This window comes from Wolbachia endosymbiont (group B) of Rhopobota naevana (assembly GCF_947250615.1).
Classification (GTDB): domain Bacteria; phylum Pseudomonadota; class Alphaproteobacteria; order Rickettsiales; family Anaplasmataceae; genus Wolbachia.
Genome location: NZ_OX366333.1, coordinates 529,416 through 546,431, shown reverse-complemented (window position 1 = coordinate 546,431; position 17,016 = coordinate 529,416). Strand labels below are relative to the sequence as shown.

Sequence of the window (17,016 nt, the reverse complement as noted above, 5' to 3'; positions counted from 1 at the left end):
TCGTCCAAAAAATTCTACTTTTTTATTGAAAATATACTATAATAAGTTTATTAAACATAATAAGTTAATAAATGTTGCTCGTTCCATCCACTGAGCTATCTCAGCCTAAGATACTACATTTGCATATTATAAATAACTCAATCTACATAAATAACATTCAAATTATCAGTAAGCATTCAGTAGCACGCCTTGGTATTATGCACGTTTTGTTAGCTCAGTTTTGGCAAGATTTCAAAAGCGGATTGCCAGCAGAAAAATATAAGTTCCTTAATATCAATCAACTAGGAGAACGTTTAGGTTTTAATTCAGAAATTCACAATTTAGAGTACAAGATTAGAAGGCCACTAAATAGAATGATTAAAGCAATAAAAGAAATTTTATCCAAAGAGCTTGGTGCAAATTGTAACGACGTTATTGAAAACATTGGCTGGCCAGGATATTCTTGCAAAGACCATGGTTATCGTCTCAATCCTTTTATACTTTCTTTAGGTGCTGCTAAGTCTACAGGACGTTTTTTGTAGCAATTTACTTGAGTTAATCTCAAAACTCTAACTTATTCATCTCTTATAATGGATTACATTCATATAGAGTTTGTATGCCTTTTATTCGCGTTTTTAGCGGTATTATAGAGGCTCTTTAGTATAAGATAGAAACAACTAAACCTAAACTCATAAAATGCTTTAAAATACTGTATTTGCTTCTTTTTATTTTTGTATCTTTAATCAGTAGTTTATAGTAAGGTAGAAAAGGAAAACAAGGCCTTCAACACAAAGCATTCCGTCTCGCAGTCGCTTCTGTTCTTTGCCGTTCATCTGGTTTATTATTTTGAAAAAATATTTTACAACGAATAAAAAACGTGATAAGCTAGGCAAGGGTTTCTTTTACAAAGATAAAAGTTTAAAGCAAAAGAAATGCCTCGTAATTGAGTTTTAAGCTATCCTACACGAGCAACTTAGGTCTCAGTGATCAATTGTACCATGAAGTCGTAAAATCCCTTTAAAACCGCACTAATTGCAATTATCTCTAAATTGTATCTTTTTCATAAAATCTAAGTAATGTTTTGCAGTGGTCTTTTTGATCTTCCTTCTTTTTGATAATTTTTATTTGTAGTTTATATATTTATTTTATTTATTATTTATTACTATTGTTATTATATATATATAATATATAAGGGTTTTAGGAATGGTAAAATCAGCCATATTAGCTCACTTTAAGTATGTAGTTACTAGGAATGCTTTTAGGAATGTAGGTCAAAAAGTCTAGGTTTTATGCAGGTTTTAGCTTCCTTGATTTCTAACTGTTTAGTGAATAACCCAGGAATCAGGAATGTAATTCAACCATTTGATGTCTTATCCCTTTTTAATTGAAATCATAGCTTATAATAGGTTGTAGTTTCTGGCTCCAAAGTTAATATTTTTGATTAAGTAGATTGAATAAAAAAATAGATTAAACTCTAAGATATTTAAAGAGCATACCAGTGTTTTTAATGTAAATGTTCATGTGGTTCCATAGATAATCTCTGTTTTTTGATTCTATCTGTCCATTTATCATTTTCTATATCTTGTTTATTGGTTGCTTGTTTTTCTTGTTCAATAATTGCCTTATCTACCTTCTTATGAATTGCATCAATTGCATTAATCGCACCTTTTTTTTCGCATATTTCTCTTTTCCCTTCAATAATTAAATTGGTAAAAATATTTACAACACACTGGACTTGATTATGATCAACCTCACCTTTTATCAAAGAAGGTAAAGATTCTAATTCCATTACATGTTGATCTATATTACTTTCTATACCTTTGCTATTCATCAACTTTATTATTTTATCATCAAACTCTTTCAATACTTCTGGTGCTATTTTACCTTGAAAGAAAAGCCCTAAATTATCTGCTACTTCACTTATTAATAACTCTCTATTTTCTTTATTATCTTCCAATTTAGCATAATCACTTAATAGATCCATAACTGCAGATACTCTGACTTCAATAATATCATCAACATCTTCACCCCCTAGAGTAACTCCTGATCCCAATAACCTCCCTCTGAGATTTTTCCTTAAAAGATTGATGAACTCTTCATTTGCATCTGATCCTGTGGTTGATATCGTACCATCTAAATGGTTACTTACTTTAATTTGAGTACCTAAGACATGCTCTATTTGTATTTTTGTCTCATATTTAAACCCTAATTCTGCACAGAATTTCTGAAAATATTCTTTAATAATGTCAAACAAGGTCTTGCCATTATCTTTATAGTTTTCCAACTCTTTAGGAATAGTAAGTGATAATTTACCATCTCTGTATGTTACAAAGTCTTCACCATCACAAGATTCAATTATAAATTCCAATGAACTGGACAGATTACATATTTTATCTCCATGCATATGATCTTTGACAGAAAGTATTGGTAGCTTCATGTTAGATCTAATTCTTACATTATTTTGGTTAGCACAATCAATGTTTATTACTTTTTTAGGATTTTCTACTATGAACGACTGTCCAAGTGCAAGTTGGGTTTGTATAAATGGAGCAGCCTCATACCCGGCTTGATTACAATTGGTGACTAGCTCTTCTAAAATAGCATCACTTGGAACTTCTGCCCCAGCGTATCTAAACATTTTTTTGAAAACTTTTTTTGCAAAGGAACGGTAATCCTTGTTTTCATCTCTCTCTATAGGTAGTAGATCGGTATACTCTTGACCAGCATTGTAAAATTCTTCAAATTCTTTCTTATATGAATCATTTTTTTGATTATCAGCAGTTTCAGGATCTTCGCAATGATCCTTCCACAACTCGCCAAATGCATCTTGTACAAGCTCTTTCTCAATATCTTTAAGTACTGAAGCAACAAATGCTTTGCCATGATCCGTATCTATTTCTCTTGTTCCTTTTTTGTTAAATATTTCGTCATTATATATATCATCACTATTAAAAAGTTCGCTTCTGCGGTACTTAGCTCCTTCCTTAAATGCAATAATAAAATTTTTATCTATTTCTTTTCCGTTAATAATAAAATTCATCCTTTGAAAATCTAAGAACATTGTTTCACCGGAATTCGCTAATTTATTATCTTGATTTGTTCTTAATTTACTAAAATTGAATTCTTTAGCTGTGGCCTTTAATCTAACTACCGGACTCTTATTTGCCTCTTTCATAATCAACACCTTACTATAAATATGCTGTAAGTTGTATCATATAATGATAAATAATTTGATAAGATATTAAGAAAACTGATAGTATATTTTCGAATCCCATTTATAGTACTTTAAACCTGTATGAGGGATTTATAAATAAAGATAGAGATTTATAAGTTTTCTCTACAGCTAAAATCTTCAGCTCCAGGAGTGAATTTTCCTATACCACAAGCAAATGGTCCTGTTATAACGTCAAGCCACTTATCTTCTCTTGAACCTTTAGACATTCCTTTTACTAATTGTTTTGCCTGTAAAAGCTCCTGCACCACACGTTCTAATCTATCTCTTCCCATACTGTGAAAGATTTCAGGTAGCCTATGCCGTTGTTTATATACTCCTGTGCTTCCTGTATGAGTAAATGGATGTCCTGCAATAGCAGATCGTTTAATTGCATTGATAAGGTATATCTTAAGACTTTTATCACTAATGTCTTTAACTTTTAATTGTGCCGTTATATCTTCTAGTAGTCCTGTTTCTTGATTTCTTAGGTAAGTACGTACAGTGCGATCAGCTAACCCATTTGCTTTAACAACTGCCCCGGAAAATAAAGCATTTTGTCTTGGAGTCTCACCCATTGACCTAAAGATTTCTTGCTTAGCTGTATCTTCTATTGGCCAAAAAGCATATGAACATCTAACACCATTAACAAGGGCAGAGGTACCTCTAATTGCATCTCTTGCTTGCTCAACAGTTAGTATAGGTTTTTCTCCTTTTGGTTTTCTCATGTGGTGAGCAGTAATAATTGAAGCTCCAGTACTACACGCTAGATCAGATAGCAAACACATCAGATAATCTCCTACAGCAGGATCAGCATTTATATCTGCATGAATAAATGAAGCAAGTGGATCAAATACTATCAGTTTTAGATCTTTTATTTCCTCGAGCTGCTTCATGATTGATTCAAATTCAGGAGAAATTTCAACGATTTTACCACGAACATTTCTGAGTATTGTAAGTGATCCTCTGACATTTGGCAGTGGTACAATAAATAATTTATCTTTATGTTTTAACCTTTCGCACTTAGGGTCGAGTCGTTCTAAGCGGCGGTGTATCTCACTTGCATCATCTTCTGCTGAAAAAATTACCACTGATCCATGCTCAGTAACAAATGAACCAAAACTACATATCTGATCTTTATCACTTATAACTTTAAGTGCTAGATCAAGAAGAAGCATGCCTTTACCTGTATCTCCCATAGCAGCCACTATTGAAGTAACTCCTAAAGGAAACACTCCCTCAACAAGAAACTTTTGCTCTGGTACCGGACCTACAAAGCGTTCTGCACTCCAGTCTAAAATCTTTAGTGGCGGTTTAATCATTACTTTTTTTGCGTTGTTCTTGATAAAATCAGAGACGTTTGTGCTTTCTTGTAAATAGTCAGCAGCATCCCAGCCTTTCGGTTTATTCTCTGGAATTTTAATCATAGAAAGTGATGCAATACCTAAACTAATAAGTTTTGTAGTAGCATTTTCAGCATATCGTTTGCCTGCTTCATCATTATCTGGCCAAATAATAATATTTTTACCTTTAAGTGGAGTCCAATCTGTTTTCTCAATAAGTGCATTTGCTCCAGACATTGCTGTTGTTGCTGTAATACCTTGTTTTATCAGCGCTTCTGCACATTTTTCTCCTTCAACCAGAATAACTTTATCAGACTTTAAGATTTCTGGAATATTATATAGAGGCCTTACTTCTGGTGCAGTAAAAATAGATTTTTTCACATCAAAAGGACGATATTCTTTTCCTCCGGGAAGATCATAACGGTTGACTATGACAATAACTTGATTGTTTTCATCGTAGTAGTTCCAACTGCATGTTAAAAATTGTTCTAGATTTTTATATTTCCTAGTATGTTTTTTTCCAAACCATTCAGCTATAGAGTCCATTACTTCAGGAAACTCTATTCTTGTACTTTTTCTATTTACTCCCGCCCAAAGGTCGATAATATCACCACCTTCTCCTGTTGCAAAATCATGCCATAAGCCAGCTTCATTGCCACTTAATTCTACTACTAGACTCTTGCCTTTATCACCTTGTATATTGCCTACATAAAACTTGTCACCATGAAATATCCCTCTTGGTAATAGGTATGAAAGACAAGACCTGATATTTAGTAAAAGTTGATCTTTTAGCTGTTCTTTTTCTAATAACGGTTTGTAATGTCCATGTGGTGCTGCTGTATTAAAATCACAATAGATATCCATAAAATTCCCCAATATATTTAAAATTTAACTTATGAAATTCAACTAAGCTGTTTTCCAGTGTCCGTTAACTTCACTGATGAATTTTGTTGGTATGGGTTTTCCATTTTTAAGTTCATACATTACTTGCAGAACATTTCTATGCTGACTAGGTTTAAATATTACTACTCCAGATGTATATAAACTTCTTAAAACATTAGCACCACTCAATGCTTGAAATGGATTCTTTTTTAACGTGGTTGTTGACACTTTTTTGGTATAATGCGTAACTATTACTCCAGCCGTAGGATTAGTGATAGAGCGTAGTTCATCAATACCATTTTGCAGAAAAGAGATCATACTCCTATAATCAAAAAGAGAGTCTATCACTATAAGATCAACTGTTTTTACATCGAGATTTTCCGACATAATTTCTTTTATTTTTTCCACATTCAAAGTTAACTGTACTTTTTTAGTAATAACTAAGTTTTCTGTTCCTTCATCAAGGATTTTCTTGCTGACTCTTAACTTCTGTAAGCGCTCTCTTATGTAATCATATTCCATTTCATTCTGTAGATAAAATATCTTGAGTGGCTTTGCAGGCTTCATACCAAGAAATGATACTCCAGCAGCTAAATGTACTAACATGGAAAGTAGAAAATTACTTTTTCCTATTTTTGGAGTTCCACCTATAACTAAAAGACCGCCTGGAGTTAAAATTCTTGGACCTATTATATCTTTTGGCATTGGTGATTTATCATTCAAGTAATGCCTTGCTGAAAACGATGTAATTTTATGTTCTGTTGTGTTTTCTTTAGTATTTAACCACTTCTTAGCGGAATTTATATCACCTTTAACTAAAGTCCAAAGATCGATAATATCACCACTGATTCCTTTAGTAAAATTACGCCAGTTTCCAGTTTCTTTACCTACTATTTTAACTGTAATCATATCCCCGTCACAGTTGCCAACATAAGTCCTCTCTCGATAAAAATTACCGTTTGGAATTAGGTAAGGTACACACTTCTTAATATTATCAATCAATAATCCTTTTATTTCCTTTCTCTGCATAAAACCCCCATACATACTTTTCATACGTTTAGAGCTGAGATTAGCTAGCTCACAAACAGTTTCAAAAGACTCTGAATCAAACCATTTAATTGCTTCTTTCTTTAGCTCTAGATTTTTTCCTGCTGCATCTTTGATAGCTCTCTCAATTACAGCAATCCAGAGCTTCTCCTCGTCGTACTTCAAAACGGGACCCAATCAGATTCAATGCTATTGTTTTGTTCTGGAGTAACAACTGTAGCAATTCTGTTTCTATCTCCGTATCTACTGTCGGCTTCAATACCAACTTTTGCAGTAAACTCTAGCCCGTTAAAATCAGCTATAGAGTTGATTTTTCTAGCAGTAACCGCTTTCTCTGAAGTGTCATGTGCATGAATATTTCGTGCTGACTCCAAAATGCTTCTAAGCATAGAACGACCAGATTCTCCCCAAGTATCTTCTCCTTCAACGCTTGCTTTGCCACTTTTTATACCAATTACTTGAAAAATCTTGCGTTTTGCATATGGACCTTCAGTGACAGTAAATTCAACGTTTAAATAGATACTGCCAGTAGCATAGCTTTTAGTGAACCAATTTTCATAACCTCCAGGCTTTATTGCCATTTTTACCTTGACTATTGTACCTTTCGGTATTAAACTGCTCTGCAGTTTCACGTTATTAAAATCAGTTAAAAAATCTGTTAGCATATTGTTCCCTATAAATTAAGTAAAAAAAGAATCAACTCCATTGGTCTACAAGTTTCCAACGACCATTTATCTTATCGACAAGCTTGCTTGCCACACGTTCACCATTTCGCAGCTCAAACACTATTTGACGGGTAGTGCTTTCTTCATCATGAGCAAACATCACCATGCCAGTGCTATAAAATCCACGTAAAGATCCAGCACCGCTTAAACCTTGAAATGGATCCTCTTCTAGCATCTTTTTGGATAGTTTTTTTGTATGGTGAGTAAGTATTATGCCCGAATCTGGATTGATAACATTTCTCAGTCTTTCAAGCGTTTTTTGCAAAAAGAATAGCATAGCGCTATTGTCATTTTCATTGCCATATTCACTTGAGTTAAAAATGTTACGAAGAGGATCGATTGCAATAATATCAGGTTTAAAACGCTCTTTAATAACATTTTTAATTTCATCTATTTCTTCACTGGTGAAAGATAATTGTACTCTTGGTGTAATGATTAAGTTATTGGCAGCTATATTCAAAAGTTCGTTATCCAGTTGAAGTTGTTGCAAACGTTCTTTCATATATTCATATTCAATTTCAGTTTGCATGTAGAAAATTTTCATAGGACGACTAGGAGTCATACTGAGAAATGAAACTCCAGCAGCCATGTGAATCAACCAGGAAATAAGAAAATCACTCTTGCCAATCTTAGGTGGGCCACCCAGTACCAATAGACCTCTTTTAGTTAGAATCCTTGGTGCGATTATATCTTCTGGTATTGGCGATTGATCATCCAAGTATTCTTTTACACTGAAAAAGGGAATTTTTTGACCGATATTGAAAAAGCTTTGTTCCATAATAATTATTCTCCAATTTTTAATTAAACAATAGGAGCCAAAGTTTTGGCTTTAATTTTCGCAAGTAATTTACCCAGATGCGGCTCTTCAACCATATTAAGGCAACCACTTCGATCTTTAGCAGGGTATCCCCAAGAATTAATGGTATGACAGACAAATGAACGTACTTCTGTGCCATTATCTTTCTTAATTCCAACCATGCTGATCACCTCATCAACAATGCCTGGAATCTCACTAGCGGTTTTAGCTCCTTCACATTGAGGTAGCCAAATTGGACGATTGCAGTCATCGAGATATTGACCTAATGTTCCAACTATTATGATGTCTTTATCTCTGATATGTTGAAACTGATTGAGCCAAGCCATCATCTCTTGAGCAAGTAATCCATAGGCAGCTCTCATATCCTGTTTTCCTGATCTATCTGAAAAAGCTTCAGGTTGCATTTTTGCCCATAATAGACATAAACGTGAAGCAACGGTTATACTGTCCACAAAGATGCATCGGTATTTAGAAACTTCAGAAAGAAGATTTTTATACTTACCAGATACATGTTCATGGTGTCTTTGGCTGTATGCTTGATCAGACCTCAGCGCAGGATTAGGCCCACCAATAAGACAAGCAATGTCTCTAGCTTCATTCCAAGTGCGAATATTGATTGAATCTCCTTTCCAATCCTGAACAGCAAGAAGTCCTGCTTCAAAATCAAGGCAAAGTGTTGTTGCTTCATCAAGAGTTTTAAGTAAACTAGTTTTGCCAATTCCATAAGGACCAAAGATCACAATTTTCGTTCCTGTTTGCATCTTCAGTCGTTCATTTCTACTAATTATTTTCATTTTTCTCCTGGTTTAACTACCTAGATATATACACGGTGACCTATGTAATTCGTCCGAAACTTATAAAAAAAGTTCGAGAAAATCTCATTTTAGAGATGAAAATTTATCCCGTATTTGCTTTAAAATGTTGTAGACAGTTGTTTTTGGTATACCTGTTGTTTTTGCAGCTTCAGTAATAGTAGAAACCTTAAGCAGCTCACATATTTTTCTATGAGATTTCGGTAATTTTGAGATTATATTTTTTACGTCAATGTATACCATTATATCATCTTCAAGATATTTAGAATCTGGTATGTTATCATCAATACCAAAGTTAATCTGACGTTTAGTGCATAGTTGGTTACGCAAGAGGTTACGAGCACGACGTCTAGTTAAATTAGCAACAAAAGTATTAAAGCTACTTCTTGTTTTATCATACAGACTAAGGCAAGGCCAAACCTCACAAAAAAGTTCCAGCTCTATATCTTCAAGACTCTTATCAATAAAGCAGTTAGTATGATTAAGACAGCTAGCATAGTACTTTATATATTTAACAATTATTGGATCAACGCCTGAAAAAGAATTTTTAGATTTCATAAAAACCTCGAATAATCAAAGATTTATTACTAATTCTTCTTTCGAGACTCTGCAGAATTTAAATAAGAATAGTTTATCTATTATGAAAAATAGAATAAGACAATAATTATTTTATTAATAGATCAAATAAGACTTCTCTAAAATTAAATAAGACAGATGAAAATCGGATGAGAGAGAGTTTGATTTTCAGTGAATTGCTGAAATTTAAAATATATTCACCTTGGTCTTCCCAATAACGAAATTTGATATAAGCTAGTTAGAAAGACTGGCTAATTTCCAAAAATCTTATTTAAACAGTGGAATATTGTATTGGTGCACTACTTTTCTATGATTTAGTTGATTTTCAAAAGCTGCCTTAAAATTATTTAAACTTTTTTTATATTGTTTGGACGAATTGTTGAGCAACCGTGTATATATATAATACAGGGGTCAAACTTTCAAATGTCAATTCTTACACAATCAGGTCGAGCAGCAATAGCAGCAAGTATAAAAGAGCAATCTCTACATCTTGCCTGGGGCAGTGGTGATTCAAGCTCTGGAAGTAGCCATAAAGTAGAAAAAACTTTCGTTAAGGGTGAAATAAAACTTGATCATCAACCTGTTAAAGATGTGAAGGTTGTTACAGGACAAACAATGCATCAGCCAAGTGTTGACTATACAGTTGATAGCAGTAGTGGTGTAATAAAACGTACGGAAAATAGCTCTATCACGGCAAATAGTGCAGTTACTATAGAGTATACTGAAAGCACACCACCAGAGCTGATAACTTCTGAAAAACTGCTCAATGAGCTTGGTAGACGTACTGCAGATGAAGTTCTTTTTTGCACAGGTGATGAGAATGGAGAGCTTTTGACTCCAACAGGGAGGTTTAGGTCCTCAAATGTACCAACCAATAATTTATACCTTAAATTTACTTTCGATTTCACGGACGCAGCAAATCAAGTTATACGGGAATTAGGGGTTATGGTTGGTACTAAAATAAAAGAAGGATTACCTGAAGGACAGAGATATTTTGAACCACAAGATATAGAAGATCCTGGAATTTTATTGGTCCTTGAGCATACAGTGCCGCTTATCAGAACTGCTGCCACCCGGGAAACTTTTTCATTTGTTGTAACTTTTTGAATTTTTCTAGCATAAAATGACTTTAAACGCCTATTACAATCGCTTTAATCCTGACAAAGAATACGAAAAAAGTTTGTTCCTGGCAGGAAGAGGTCTACAGTCAGCAGAATTAAACGAGACTCAGGAGTATGCTCTTTCTAAGCTTAAAGGCATAGGTGATGCAATATTTCGTGATGGTGATGTTATAACAGGAAGCAATTGTATTATAGATAGAGAAACTGGTAAAGTTACGCTTGAATCAGGAAAAATCTATCTTCGTGGAGCAGTTAGAAAAGTCGAAAAAGAAGAATTTATTATTCCACTGAGTACCACAGTGCGTATAGGTGTTTATTACGTAGAATCTACCATTACAGAACTTGAGGACGAAAATCTTCGTGATCCTGCTGTTGGTACAAGAAACTATCAGGAAGTAGGAGCTGCAAGGCTTAAAGTTTCCACCATTTGGGGATACCAAGTAGAAAGTGTTACTGTTAACTCTACAAATGGCGAATTTTACCCAATTTACAATATTGAAAATGGAGTATTAATAGAACATTCACCACCTCCACAAGCAAACATAGTAACTACTGCTCTTGCTCGTTATGACAAAGAAGCAAATGGTTCCTACGTTGTAAATGGTCTTGAAGTAATGTTCCTGCAAAAGGAAGAGGGAGAAGGAGGAAAAAAAATATTTGTGATTAATGAGGGCAAAGCTCATGTTGATGGCTATGAGATTGAGTTACCTCACAGTATTCGCATTTCTTTTGATGAAGATCCAGATATAAAATCAGTTGAATCAGAACCACATACTTTTCAGCCAAATAGCCAAAGGGTAATGGAGCTTAAAGTTAATGATTTCCCAATAAGTGAAATTAAAAAAGTAGATATCACTATTCAAAAAACTATTACCATTACTCATGGTTCATATTCAGGAGCCATTGATCCAATACCTGACTCTGCAGTACTTGAGATTATTCAAGCTAAACAAGGCAATGTAATTTATGAAAATAGTGTAGATTATAAATTAAACGCAGGAAATGTTGATTGGTCATTACCAGGCAAAGAACCAGCTCCTGGAAGTAGTTATCAAATAACCTATCGTTGCCGTACCCACGTAAGCCCTGAAGATATAAGTGAAGAGGGGTGTAAAGTAAAAGGTGCAGTTGATAACAGCTTGGTTCTGATTGATTACACTTGGAAAATGCCCCGTTTTGATTTAATTACTATCGATAGCAAAGGGGTGGTAAGGAGAATAAAAGGTATAGCTCACCCTTGGCGACCATCAATGCCTAGAGCGCCTAGTGGACAACTTCTGCTCTGCTACATTCACCAAACATGGAAAAACGGAGAAGGGGTAAAAATAGTGAATAATGCTATTCATGCTGTACCGATGAATGAGCTTGAAGCAATGAAAAAAGGAATAAATGATCTTTATGCGCTGGTTGCAGAGGAACGTCTACGCAGTGATGCAAATTCAAGAGAACCTACCACCAAAAAAGGAGTATTTGTTGATTCGTTCTTCGATGATGATATGCGTGATCAAGGAATTTCGCAGTCTGCAGCGATAGTAAACAAGGAATTAATTTTACCAATAGATGTAACGATTGCTGATATTGATGGAGGAGAAAAAACTTATTTGTTGCCGTATGAACTTGAACCGGTACTGGAGCAGCTTTTACAGACCAAAGGAGAAAAGATCAATCCATATCAAGCTTTTGATCCAGTCCCGGCACAAATTACTCTAAATAAAAATATAGATCACTGGACAGAGGTTACCACGAATTGGAAAAGTCCAGTAACGAGAGTATTTAATGTTAAAGAAACAACAGAGCTGCTGTCAAGTACTTCGTATGAAGCTGAATTTATGAGAGAAGCGGTACAAGATTTTGAAATTGAAGGTTTTGAGCCAAATGAGAGGCTTAAGGAGATAAAATTTGACGGTATGAGCATTCAACCTACAGCATAAAAAAGATGTTAACAGCTAACAACCAAGGAAAATTAAAGGGAAAGATAAAAATCCCAGCAAACATTCCAGCAGGTACTAAATTAGTACAGTTTTATGGGGATAAAGGAAGCTATGGAGAGACAACTTATACTGGTAAAAAAACTATTACCATAGAAGAAAGAAGAAGAGTTATCGCAGCAAGACGAGTTGATCCATTAGCGCAAACATTTACGCTAAATGAAAGTAGGCACATAGGAGGTGTGGAGCTATGGTTTATAAATAAAGGCAAAAAACGTGTTGTTGTTCAGACTAGAGAAACAGCAGTGGGAATGCCCTCACAAACTGTTATCGCTGAAAGCTATATTGAGCCAAAAGATATAAAGGTAGATGGTACAGCAACACGTATTACTTGGTCACCAGTGTTTTGCCATGCAGGACAAGAGTATGCAATAGTGCTACTCACTGATGATGCAGATACTGCAGTAAAAATAGCAGAACTTGGCAAATATGATGCAGTAAATAGTAGGTGGGTAACAAGTCAACCATATCAAGTAGGAGTATTACTCTCATCAAGCAATGCAAGTACGTGGACACCACATCAAAATTTAGATTTAACGTTTCGATTACTAGCTGCAAAATTTAGCGAACTTTTTCACCTTTTTAATCTTGGCAAAGTCAATGCGAATAACGTATCAGATTTAATAGTTTTAACAAATGTTGAAAAAGTAGCATTTGATACCAATGTAGAATTTATTTTAACAGACGAAGAGGGAAGAGAAAACTTTCTGTCTGATAATTTGCCACTTGCATTGCGTGAAAGATTATCTGGAGAGCTAACGGTAAAAGCAAGCCTAAAAGGAGGGCAAGAAAAAAGTCCAGTTCTTTATCCTGGGTTACAGTTAGTTATGGGTAATCTTTCAGAGTCTGGGGATTATGTAACTAGGAGCATTACCGCAGGATCCAATACTAAGGTTACCATAACGTATGATGCATTAATACCTGGCACTGCAGATGTAAAATCATATGTGGAACAAAGCGCTAAAGGGGGAGAAAAATGGCAATTAGTAAATTTAACATCAGGAAAACCAATTGGAGAAAATTGGGTGGAGAGAACTCATGTGCTATCAAACTTTAATGGCAATGAGACAAGGATAAAATTGGTTTTAAGTGGAACGGTTATTTATCGTCCTAAAGTCAAAAATTTGCGAGTGATTATTACTTGAATCAATGCCAAATAACCAAAGCAAACGAGGATATACACTACCACATCCAGAAAACATTGCAGTGGAAGATGTAGTACGTATTCGAAGAGCTATAGAAAAAATAGATGAAGATATTACCGAAAGAGAAGATAAACATAATCAACTAAAAAATAATTTTAAACGATTTAGATTTGAAACTTTTTTGAATTTTTGGGAATGAAAGAAGCAATATACCAAAGGATAAAGGATTTAGCAGCAACCAGCACACCTGATCAACTTGCATATCTTGCTAAATCATTGGAATTGATAGCAGATAAAAAAGCTATTTCCAACGTTGTGCAGATGACTGAAGTAAAAGGAATAATTGATGCACTACAAAAGAGGCTTAAGGATTTAGCAGCAAACAGTACACCAGATCAATTAGCATATCTTGCTAAAGCATTGGAATCAATAGTCGACAAAAGTGCAGTTTCTGAAATTGTACAGATGACTGATGGTAAGCTAAAAGAGCTTCTTGATAGTGCAAAAAAACACTTAACTGATCTGGATAATAAAAAAGCTAGTTCTTTAGCAGTGATCTCTGAATCAGAGAAGCAGTTATTAAAGAGAATTGATGAAAAAGGAACAACAAATTTATCGCTACTTGATACGAGAAAGAATGCCAATATTGCAGCAATAAATAGCATTAGTAATAGTCATAAAGATGGTCTTAAAGGTTTAGTAGAAGATTTTCGTGCTGTTAATAATGTACCATCTGGCTCATCAATTATTGGGGAAATAGAAACTCGTGATAACCAATTAAAAACATCCCTGATAAATGAGGTAAAAACTCGGGATGAACAGTTAAAAGTGTCTCTTATAAATGAAATAAGAAAGCGCAACATGGTTGAACCAGGGTCATTACCTTTCTTATTTGGTGTACTTGGCAGAAAAAATAATTATTTTGGCCACGGAACTTTTACGACAGAGCTTGGAAAGTGGAGTAGTGATATAACAAAAACTGACTATATGTTACAACTACTAGCAGGTAGCCATACGTACAATACAGATTACGTTAGTTTTTATCGGCCAAGACAACTCAGTTTTATAGAGGGAAGTAAAGGAACATTTATTTACGGAGAGTTATGCACAAAAAGTTTTTCTGGTAGTTATGATGAGATATACTATTATCCGTATGCTGCACTTGGAGTAGTATTTGTAAAAAATACAACCAATGTGAACATAAATAAGACAATAGAATTTGTTGGATCATCGTATTCTAGTACGGAGTATGGGAGAGCAGGATTATTTGTGGGAACTCCTGATAACACTAATTCTAATAAATCAAGTATTTCAAAAATAGTATGGAAAAATGTTTACCAATACACGAGTTCTGATAGCAAGTTAGCCGGATCTGGTAATGTGGAGATTCCAGCAGGAAAAACAGTTGCAATATTACTTTACACATCATCTTATCTGTATTCCAGAACACAAGTCAGTCAAGGTATGCTTGCATCAAATTATGTACACAACTATGGTCAATTTATTCAGTGGGGAATATATAACATACGTAGCAATTTTCTAACCACAGGGCTTGAGGTAGATGTAGAGAGAACGCTAAAAGCTTGGCAATGTCCTGGGTTATCTGAAACTTATGAACTTTGGAGGTAACAAAGAATGCCAATTTATATTAGATTTGAAAATAACAAACAGATAGAGGTAACAGTACTTGAAAATAAGCCAACTGGAAATGATTGGTACGAAGCGCCAAAGAATTTTGATTGGCAAAAAAGTTATTGTTTAACAGAAGGAGGAGAAATTGCTCAGCGGAATCAAGAAGATATACAAAAGGAGTTACTGGATAATGCTAAGCTTTGTGCATTTGACAATATTCGTACTCATTTTAATAACTTTACTAGTAGATTCTCAGGGCACTCTCATCAAAAGGCTAAGTCGTATGAGATTCAAGCAAAAGCCGCGAAAAGCATTCTAGCAGACCAGGATGAAAAAGATGCAGCAATTATAGAACCTTTAGCAAAAGTCCGTGGTATTACAGTTATTGAAATGGCAAGAATAATTGAGGAAAAAGTGAAAAAAGCAGTAAAAGCAATAATTAAATGTGAAGAGTTGGAAGACATTACCAAGAAGAAAATTGAAGAAGCCAAAAGTGAAAATGAGCTACAGACTTTGCTAGATGATTTCAGGAAAAAAATACAAAGAAATGGCTGAAGAATTTTTACATGGAGTAAATGTTATTGAGGTAACCTCAGGAGCAAAGACAGTACGTACAGCTAAATCATCAGTGATAGGTGTAATTGGTACTGCACCTGAAGCAGATGAGCAAAAATTTCCGCTAAATAAACCAGTGTTAGTTGCAGGAAGCTTAAAGGAAGCAGCAAAGCTCGGAAAGAGTGGTAGTTTACCTTCTGCAATAAATGGAATATTTTCCCAGATTGGTGCAACAGTAGTAGTTATTCGAGTTAAAGAAAGTGAAAACAGCGATCCAAAATTAAAAGAAGAAGAGACGCTAAAGAATATAATTGGAGGAGTTGACGAAGAAACTGGAGAATATCAGGGAATAGAGGCATTCCTCAGCAGTGAAAGTATAATTCATGTTGCCCCAAGAATATTAATTGCGCCTCAGTTTACTCATCAATTGCCTGAATCTAAAAACCCAGTAGTAGCAGCTTTGATAGGAGTAGCAGAAAAGCTAAGAAGCATAATAGTAGCAGATGGTCCAAATACCAATGATGAAGAAGCAATAAAATGGAGAAAAAGTGTAGGCAGCTCAAGAGTTTACGTAGTTGACCCATGGATTAAGTTATTTATTGAAGGAAAAGAAAAAATCTTGCCATCGAGTCCATTTGTAGCTGGTTTAATAGCAAAAGTAGATAGCGAGCAAGGATTTTGGCATTCACCTTCAAATAAAGAGATAAATGGTATTGTTGGAACAAGCAGGCCTATTGATTTTACGCTCGGTAATACAAATTGTAGAGCAAACCATTTAAATGAAAATGAAGTAACAACGATAATTCATCAAAATGGCTACAGGCTTTGGGGAAATAGAACATGTTCAAATGACTCAAAATGGGCTTTTTTATCAGTGAGAAGGACTGCAGATTTAATCAATGATAGTTTACTTCGAGCTCATTTATGGGCAGTTGATCGCAATATTACCAAAACTTATATAGATGATGTAATTGAGGGGGTGAATTCCTATCTGGCAAACTTAAAAGCACAAGGAGCAATTTTAAGTGGAAAGTGCTATGCAACTCCGGAACTTAATACTCCAGCAAATATTGCAAGTGGAAAAGTATTCTTTGACTTTGAATTTACACCACCATATCCAGCGGAGCAGATAACATTTCGCTCTCGTCTTGTAAATAATGAAATTTTATAAATGAAAAAAAGA

Annotated in this window: 15 protein-coding genes; 8 read left to right on the top strand and 7 right to left on the bottom strand. The window is 34.5% G+C overall.

The genetic code is table 11. The features are described from left to right. Positions 1–71: 71 nt before the first annotated feature. A complete protein-coding gene (locus OOL01_RS02675; RefSeq protein ID WP_264687071.1) occupies positions 72–521 on the top strand; it encodes a hypothetical protein in 450 nt (149 codons plus the stop codon). A gap of 962 nt (positions 522–1,483) precedes the next feature. Here OOL01_RS02675 and OOL01_RS02670 read toward each other — a convergent pair. The 7 genes from OOL01_RS02670 to OOL01_RS02640 form a co-directional block, all read right to left on the bottom strand. Beyond that, positions 1,484–3,154 (bottom strand): hypothetical protein, encoded by a 1,671-nt coding sequence (locus tag OOL01_RS02670; protein ID WP_264687070.1) that lies wholly within the window; start codon positions 3,152–3,154, stop codon positions 1,484–1,486. A gap of 149 nt (positions 3,155–3,303) precedes the next feature. Then, positions 3,304–5,397 carry an AAA family ATPase gene (locus OOL01_RS02665; protein WP_264687069.1) on the bottom strand — a complete coding sequence of 698 codons (2,094 nt, stop codon included), beginning with the start codon at positions 5,395–5,397 and terminating at the stop codon, positions 3,304–3,306. Positions 5,398–5,439: 42 nt separating this feature from the next. Then, on the bottom strand, positions 5,440–6,627 hold the full coding sequence (locus tag OOL01_RS02660) for a helicase RepA family protein (protein ID WP_264687068.1): 1,188 nt from the start codon (positions 6,625–6,627) through the stop codon (positions 5,440–5,442). Continuing rightward, positions 6,624–7,127, bottom strand: coding sequence for a hypothetical protein (locus OOL01_RS02655; protein WP_264687067.1), 504 nt, complete (start codon positions 7,125–7,127; stop codon positions 6,624–6,626). The genes OOL01_RS02660 and OOL01_RS02655 overlap by 4 nt, the downstream gene beginning before the upstream one ends. A gap of 31 nt (positions 7,128–7,158) precedes the next feature. Then, a complete protein-coding gene (locus OOL01_RS02650) occupies positions 7,159–7,965 on the bottom strand; it encodes a helicase RepA family protein (protein ID WP_264687066.1) in 807 nt (268 codons plus the stop codon). Positions 7,966–7,988: 23 nt separating this feature from the next. Beyond that, positions 7,989–8,798 (bottom strand): ATP-binding protein, encoded by an 810-nt coding sequence (locus tag OOL01_RS02645; protein ID WP_264687065.1) that lies wholly within the window; start codon positions 8,796–8,798, stop codon positions 7,989–7,991. A gap of 84 nt (positions 8,799–8,882) precedes the next feature. Further along, the gene (locus OOL01_RS02640; RefSeq protein ID WP_264687064.1) at positions 8,883–9,374 is read right to left on the bottom strand and encodes a sigma-70 RNA polymerase sigma factor region 4 domain-containing protein; all 492 of its coding nucleotides are present in this window, start codon (positions 9,372–9,374) and stop codon (positions 8,883–8,885) included. A gap of 441 nt (positions 9,375–9,815) precedes the next feature. Between OOL01_RS02640 and OOL01_RS02635 the strand changes: the two genes are divergently transcribed. The 7 genes from OOL01_RS02635 to OOL01_RS02605 are packed head-to-tail and all read left to right on the top strand — an operon-like array spanning position 9,816 to position 17,004. Then, positions 9,816–10,499: a hypothetical protein gene (locus OOL01_RS02635; protein ID WP_264687063.1), complete on the top strand. Its 684-nt coding sequence runs from the start codon at positions 9,816–9,818 to the stop codon at positions 10,497–10,499. 16 nt (positions 10,500–10,515) lie between these two features. Further along, complete coding sequence (locus OOL01_RS02630; protein WP_264687062.1) at positions 10,516–12,444, top strand: DUF4815 domain-containing protein; 1,929 nt, start codon at positions 10,516–10,518, stop codon at positions 12,442–12,444. Positions 12,445–12,449: 5 nt separating this feature from the next. Further along, the gene (locus tag OOL01_RS02625; protein WP_006015576.1) at positions 12,450–13,646 is read left to right on the top strand and encodes a hypothetical protein; all 1,197 of its coding nucleotides are present in this window, start codon (positions 12,450–12,452) and stop codon (positions 13,644–13,646) included. Between the two features lie 4 nt (positions 13,647–13,650). After that, on the top strand, positions 13,651–13,845 hold the full coding sequence (locus tag OOL01_RS02620; RefSeq protein WP_006015580.1) for a hypothetical protein: 195 nt from the start codon (positions 13,651–13,653) through the stop codon (positions 13,843–13,845). Next, positions 13,842–15,275: a hypothetical protein gene (locus tag OOL01_RS02615; RefSeq protein ID WP_264687061.1), complete on the top strand. Its 1,434-nt coding sequence runs from the start codon at positions 13,842–13,844 to the stop codon at positions 15,273–15,275. Before OOL01_RS02620 ends, OOL01_RS02615 begins: the two co-directional genes overlap by 4 nt. A gap of 6 nt (positions 15,276–15,281) precedes the next feature. Further along, the gene (locus tag OOL01_RS02610; protein ID WP_019236444.1) at positions 15,282–15,833 is read left to right on the top strand and encodes a hypothetical protein; all 552 of its coding nucleotides are present in this window, start codon (positions 15,282–15,284) and stop codon (positions 15,831–15,833) included. Continuing rightward, positions 15,826–17,004 (top strand): phage tail sheath subtilisin-like domain-containing protein, encoded by a 1,179-nt coding sequence (locus OOL01_RS02605; RefSeq protein ID WP_264687060.1) that lies wholly within the window; start codon positions 15,826–15,828, stop codon positions 17,002–17,004. Before OOL01_RS02610 ends, OOL01_RS02605 begins: the two co-directional genes overlap by 8 nt. The last annotated feature ends 12 nt before the right edge of the window (positions 17,005–17,016 follow it).

Bases quoted from the DNA above. Each gene is read 5' to 3' on its own strand.
- OOL01_RS02675 (WP_264687071.1), top strand. From the start codon at position 72: ATGTTGCTCGTTCCATCCACTGAGCTATCTCAGCCTAAGATACTACAT.
- OOL01_RS02670 (WP_264687070.1), bottom strand. From the start codon at position 3,154: ATGAAAGAGGCAAATAAGAGTCCGGTAGTTAGATTAAAGGCCACAGCT.
- OOL01_RS02665 (WP_264687069.1), bottom strand. From the start codon at position 5,397: ATGGATATCTATTGTGATTTTAATACAGCAGCACCACATGGACATTAC.
- OOL01_RS02655 (WP_264687067.1), bottom strand. From the start codon at position 7,127: ATGCTAACAGATTTTTTAACTGATTTTAATAACGTGAAACTGCAGAGC.
- OOL01_RS02650 (WP_264687066.1), bottom strand. From the start codon at position 7,965: ATGGAACAAAGCTTTTTCAATATCGGTCAAAAAATTCCCTTTTTCAGT.
- OOL01_RS02645 (WP_264687065.1), bottom strand. From the start codon at position 8,798: ATGAAAATAATTAGTAGAAATGAACGACTGAAGATGCAAACAGGAACG.
- OOL01_RS02640 (WP_264687064.1), bottom strand. From the start codon at position 9,374: ATGAAATCTAAAAATTCTTTTTCAGGCGTTGATCCAATAATTGTTAAA.
- OOL01_RS02635 (WP_264687063.1), top strand. From the start codon at position 9,816: ATGTCAATTCTTACACAATCAGGTCGAGCAGCAATAGCAGCAAGTATA.
- OOL01_RS02630 (WP_264687062.1), top strand. From the start codon at position 10,516: ATGACTTTAAACGCCTATTACAATCGCTTTAATCCTGACAAAGAATAC.
- OOL01_RS02625 (WP_006015576.1), top strand. From the start codon at position 12,450: ATGTTAACAGCTAACAACCAAGGAAAATTAAAGGGAAAGATAAAAATC.
- OOL01_RS02620 (WP_006015580.1), top strand. From the start codon at position 13,651: ATGCCAAATAACCAAAGCAAACGAGGATATACACTACCACATCCAGAA.
- OOL01_RS02615 (WP_264687061.1), top strand. From the start codon at position 13,842: ATGAAAGAAGCAATATACCAAAGGATAAAGGATTTAGCAGCAACCAGC.
- OOL01_RS02610 (WP_019236444.1), top strand. From the start codon at position 15,282: ATGCCAATTTATATTAGATTTGAAAATAACAAACAGATAGAGGTAACA.
- OOL01_RS02605 (WP_264687060.1), top strand. From the start codon at position 15,826: ATGGCTGAAGAATTTTTACATGGAGTAAATGTTATTGAGGTAACCTCA.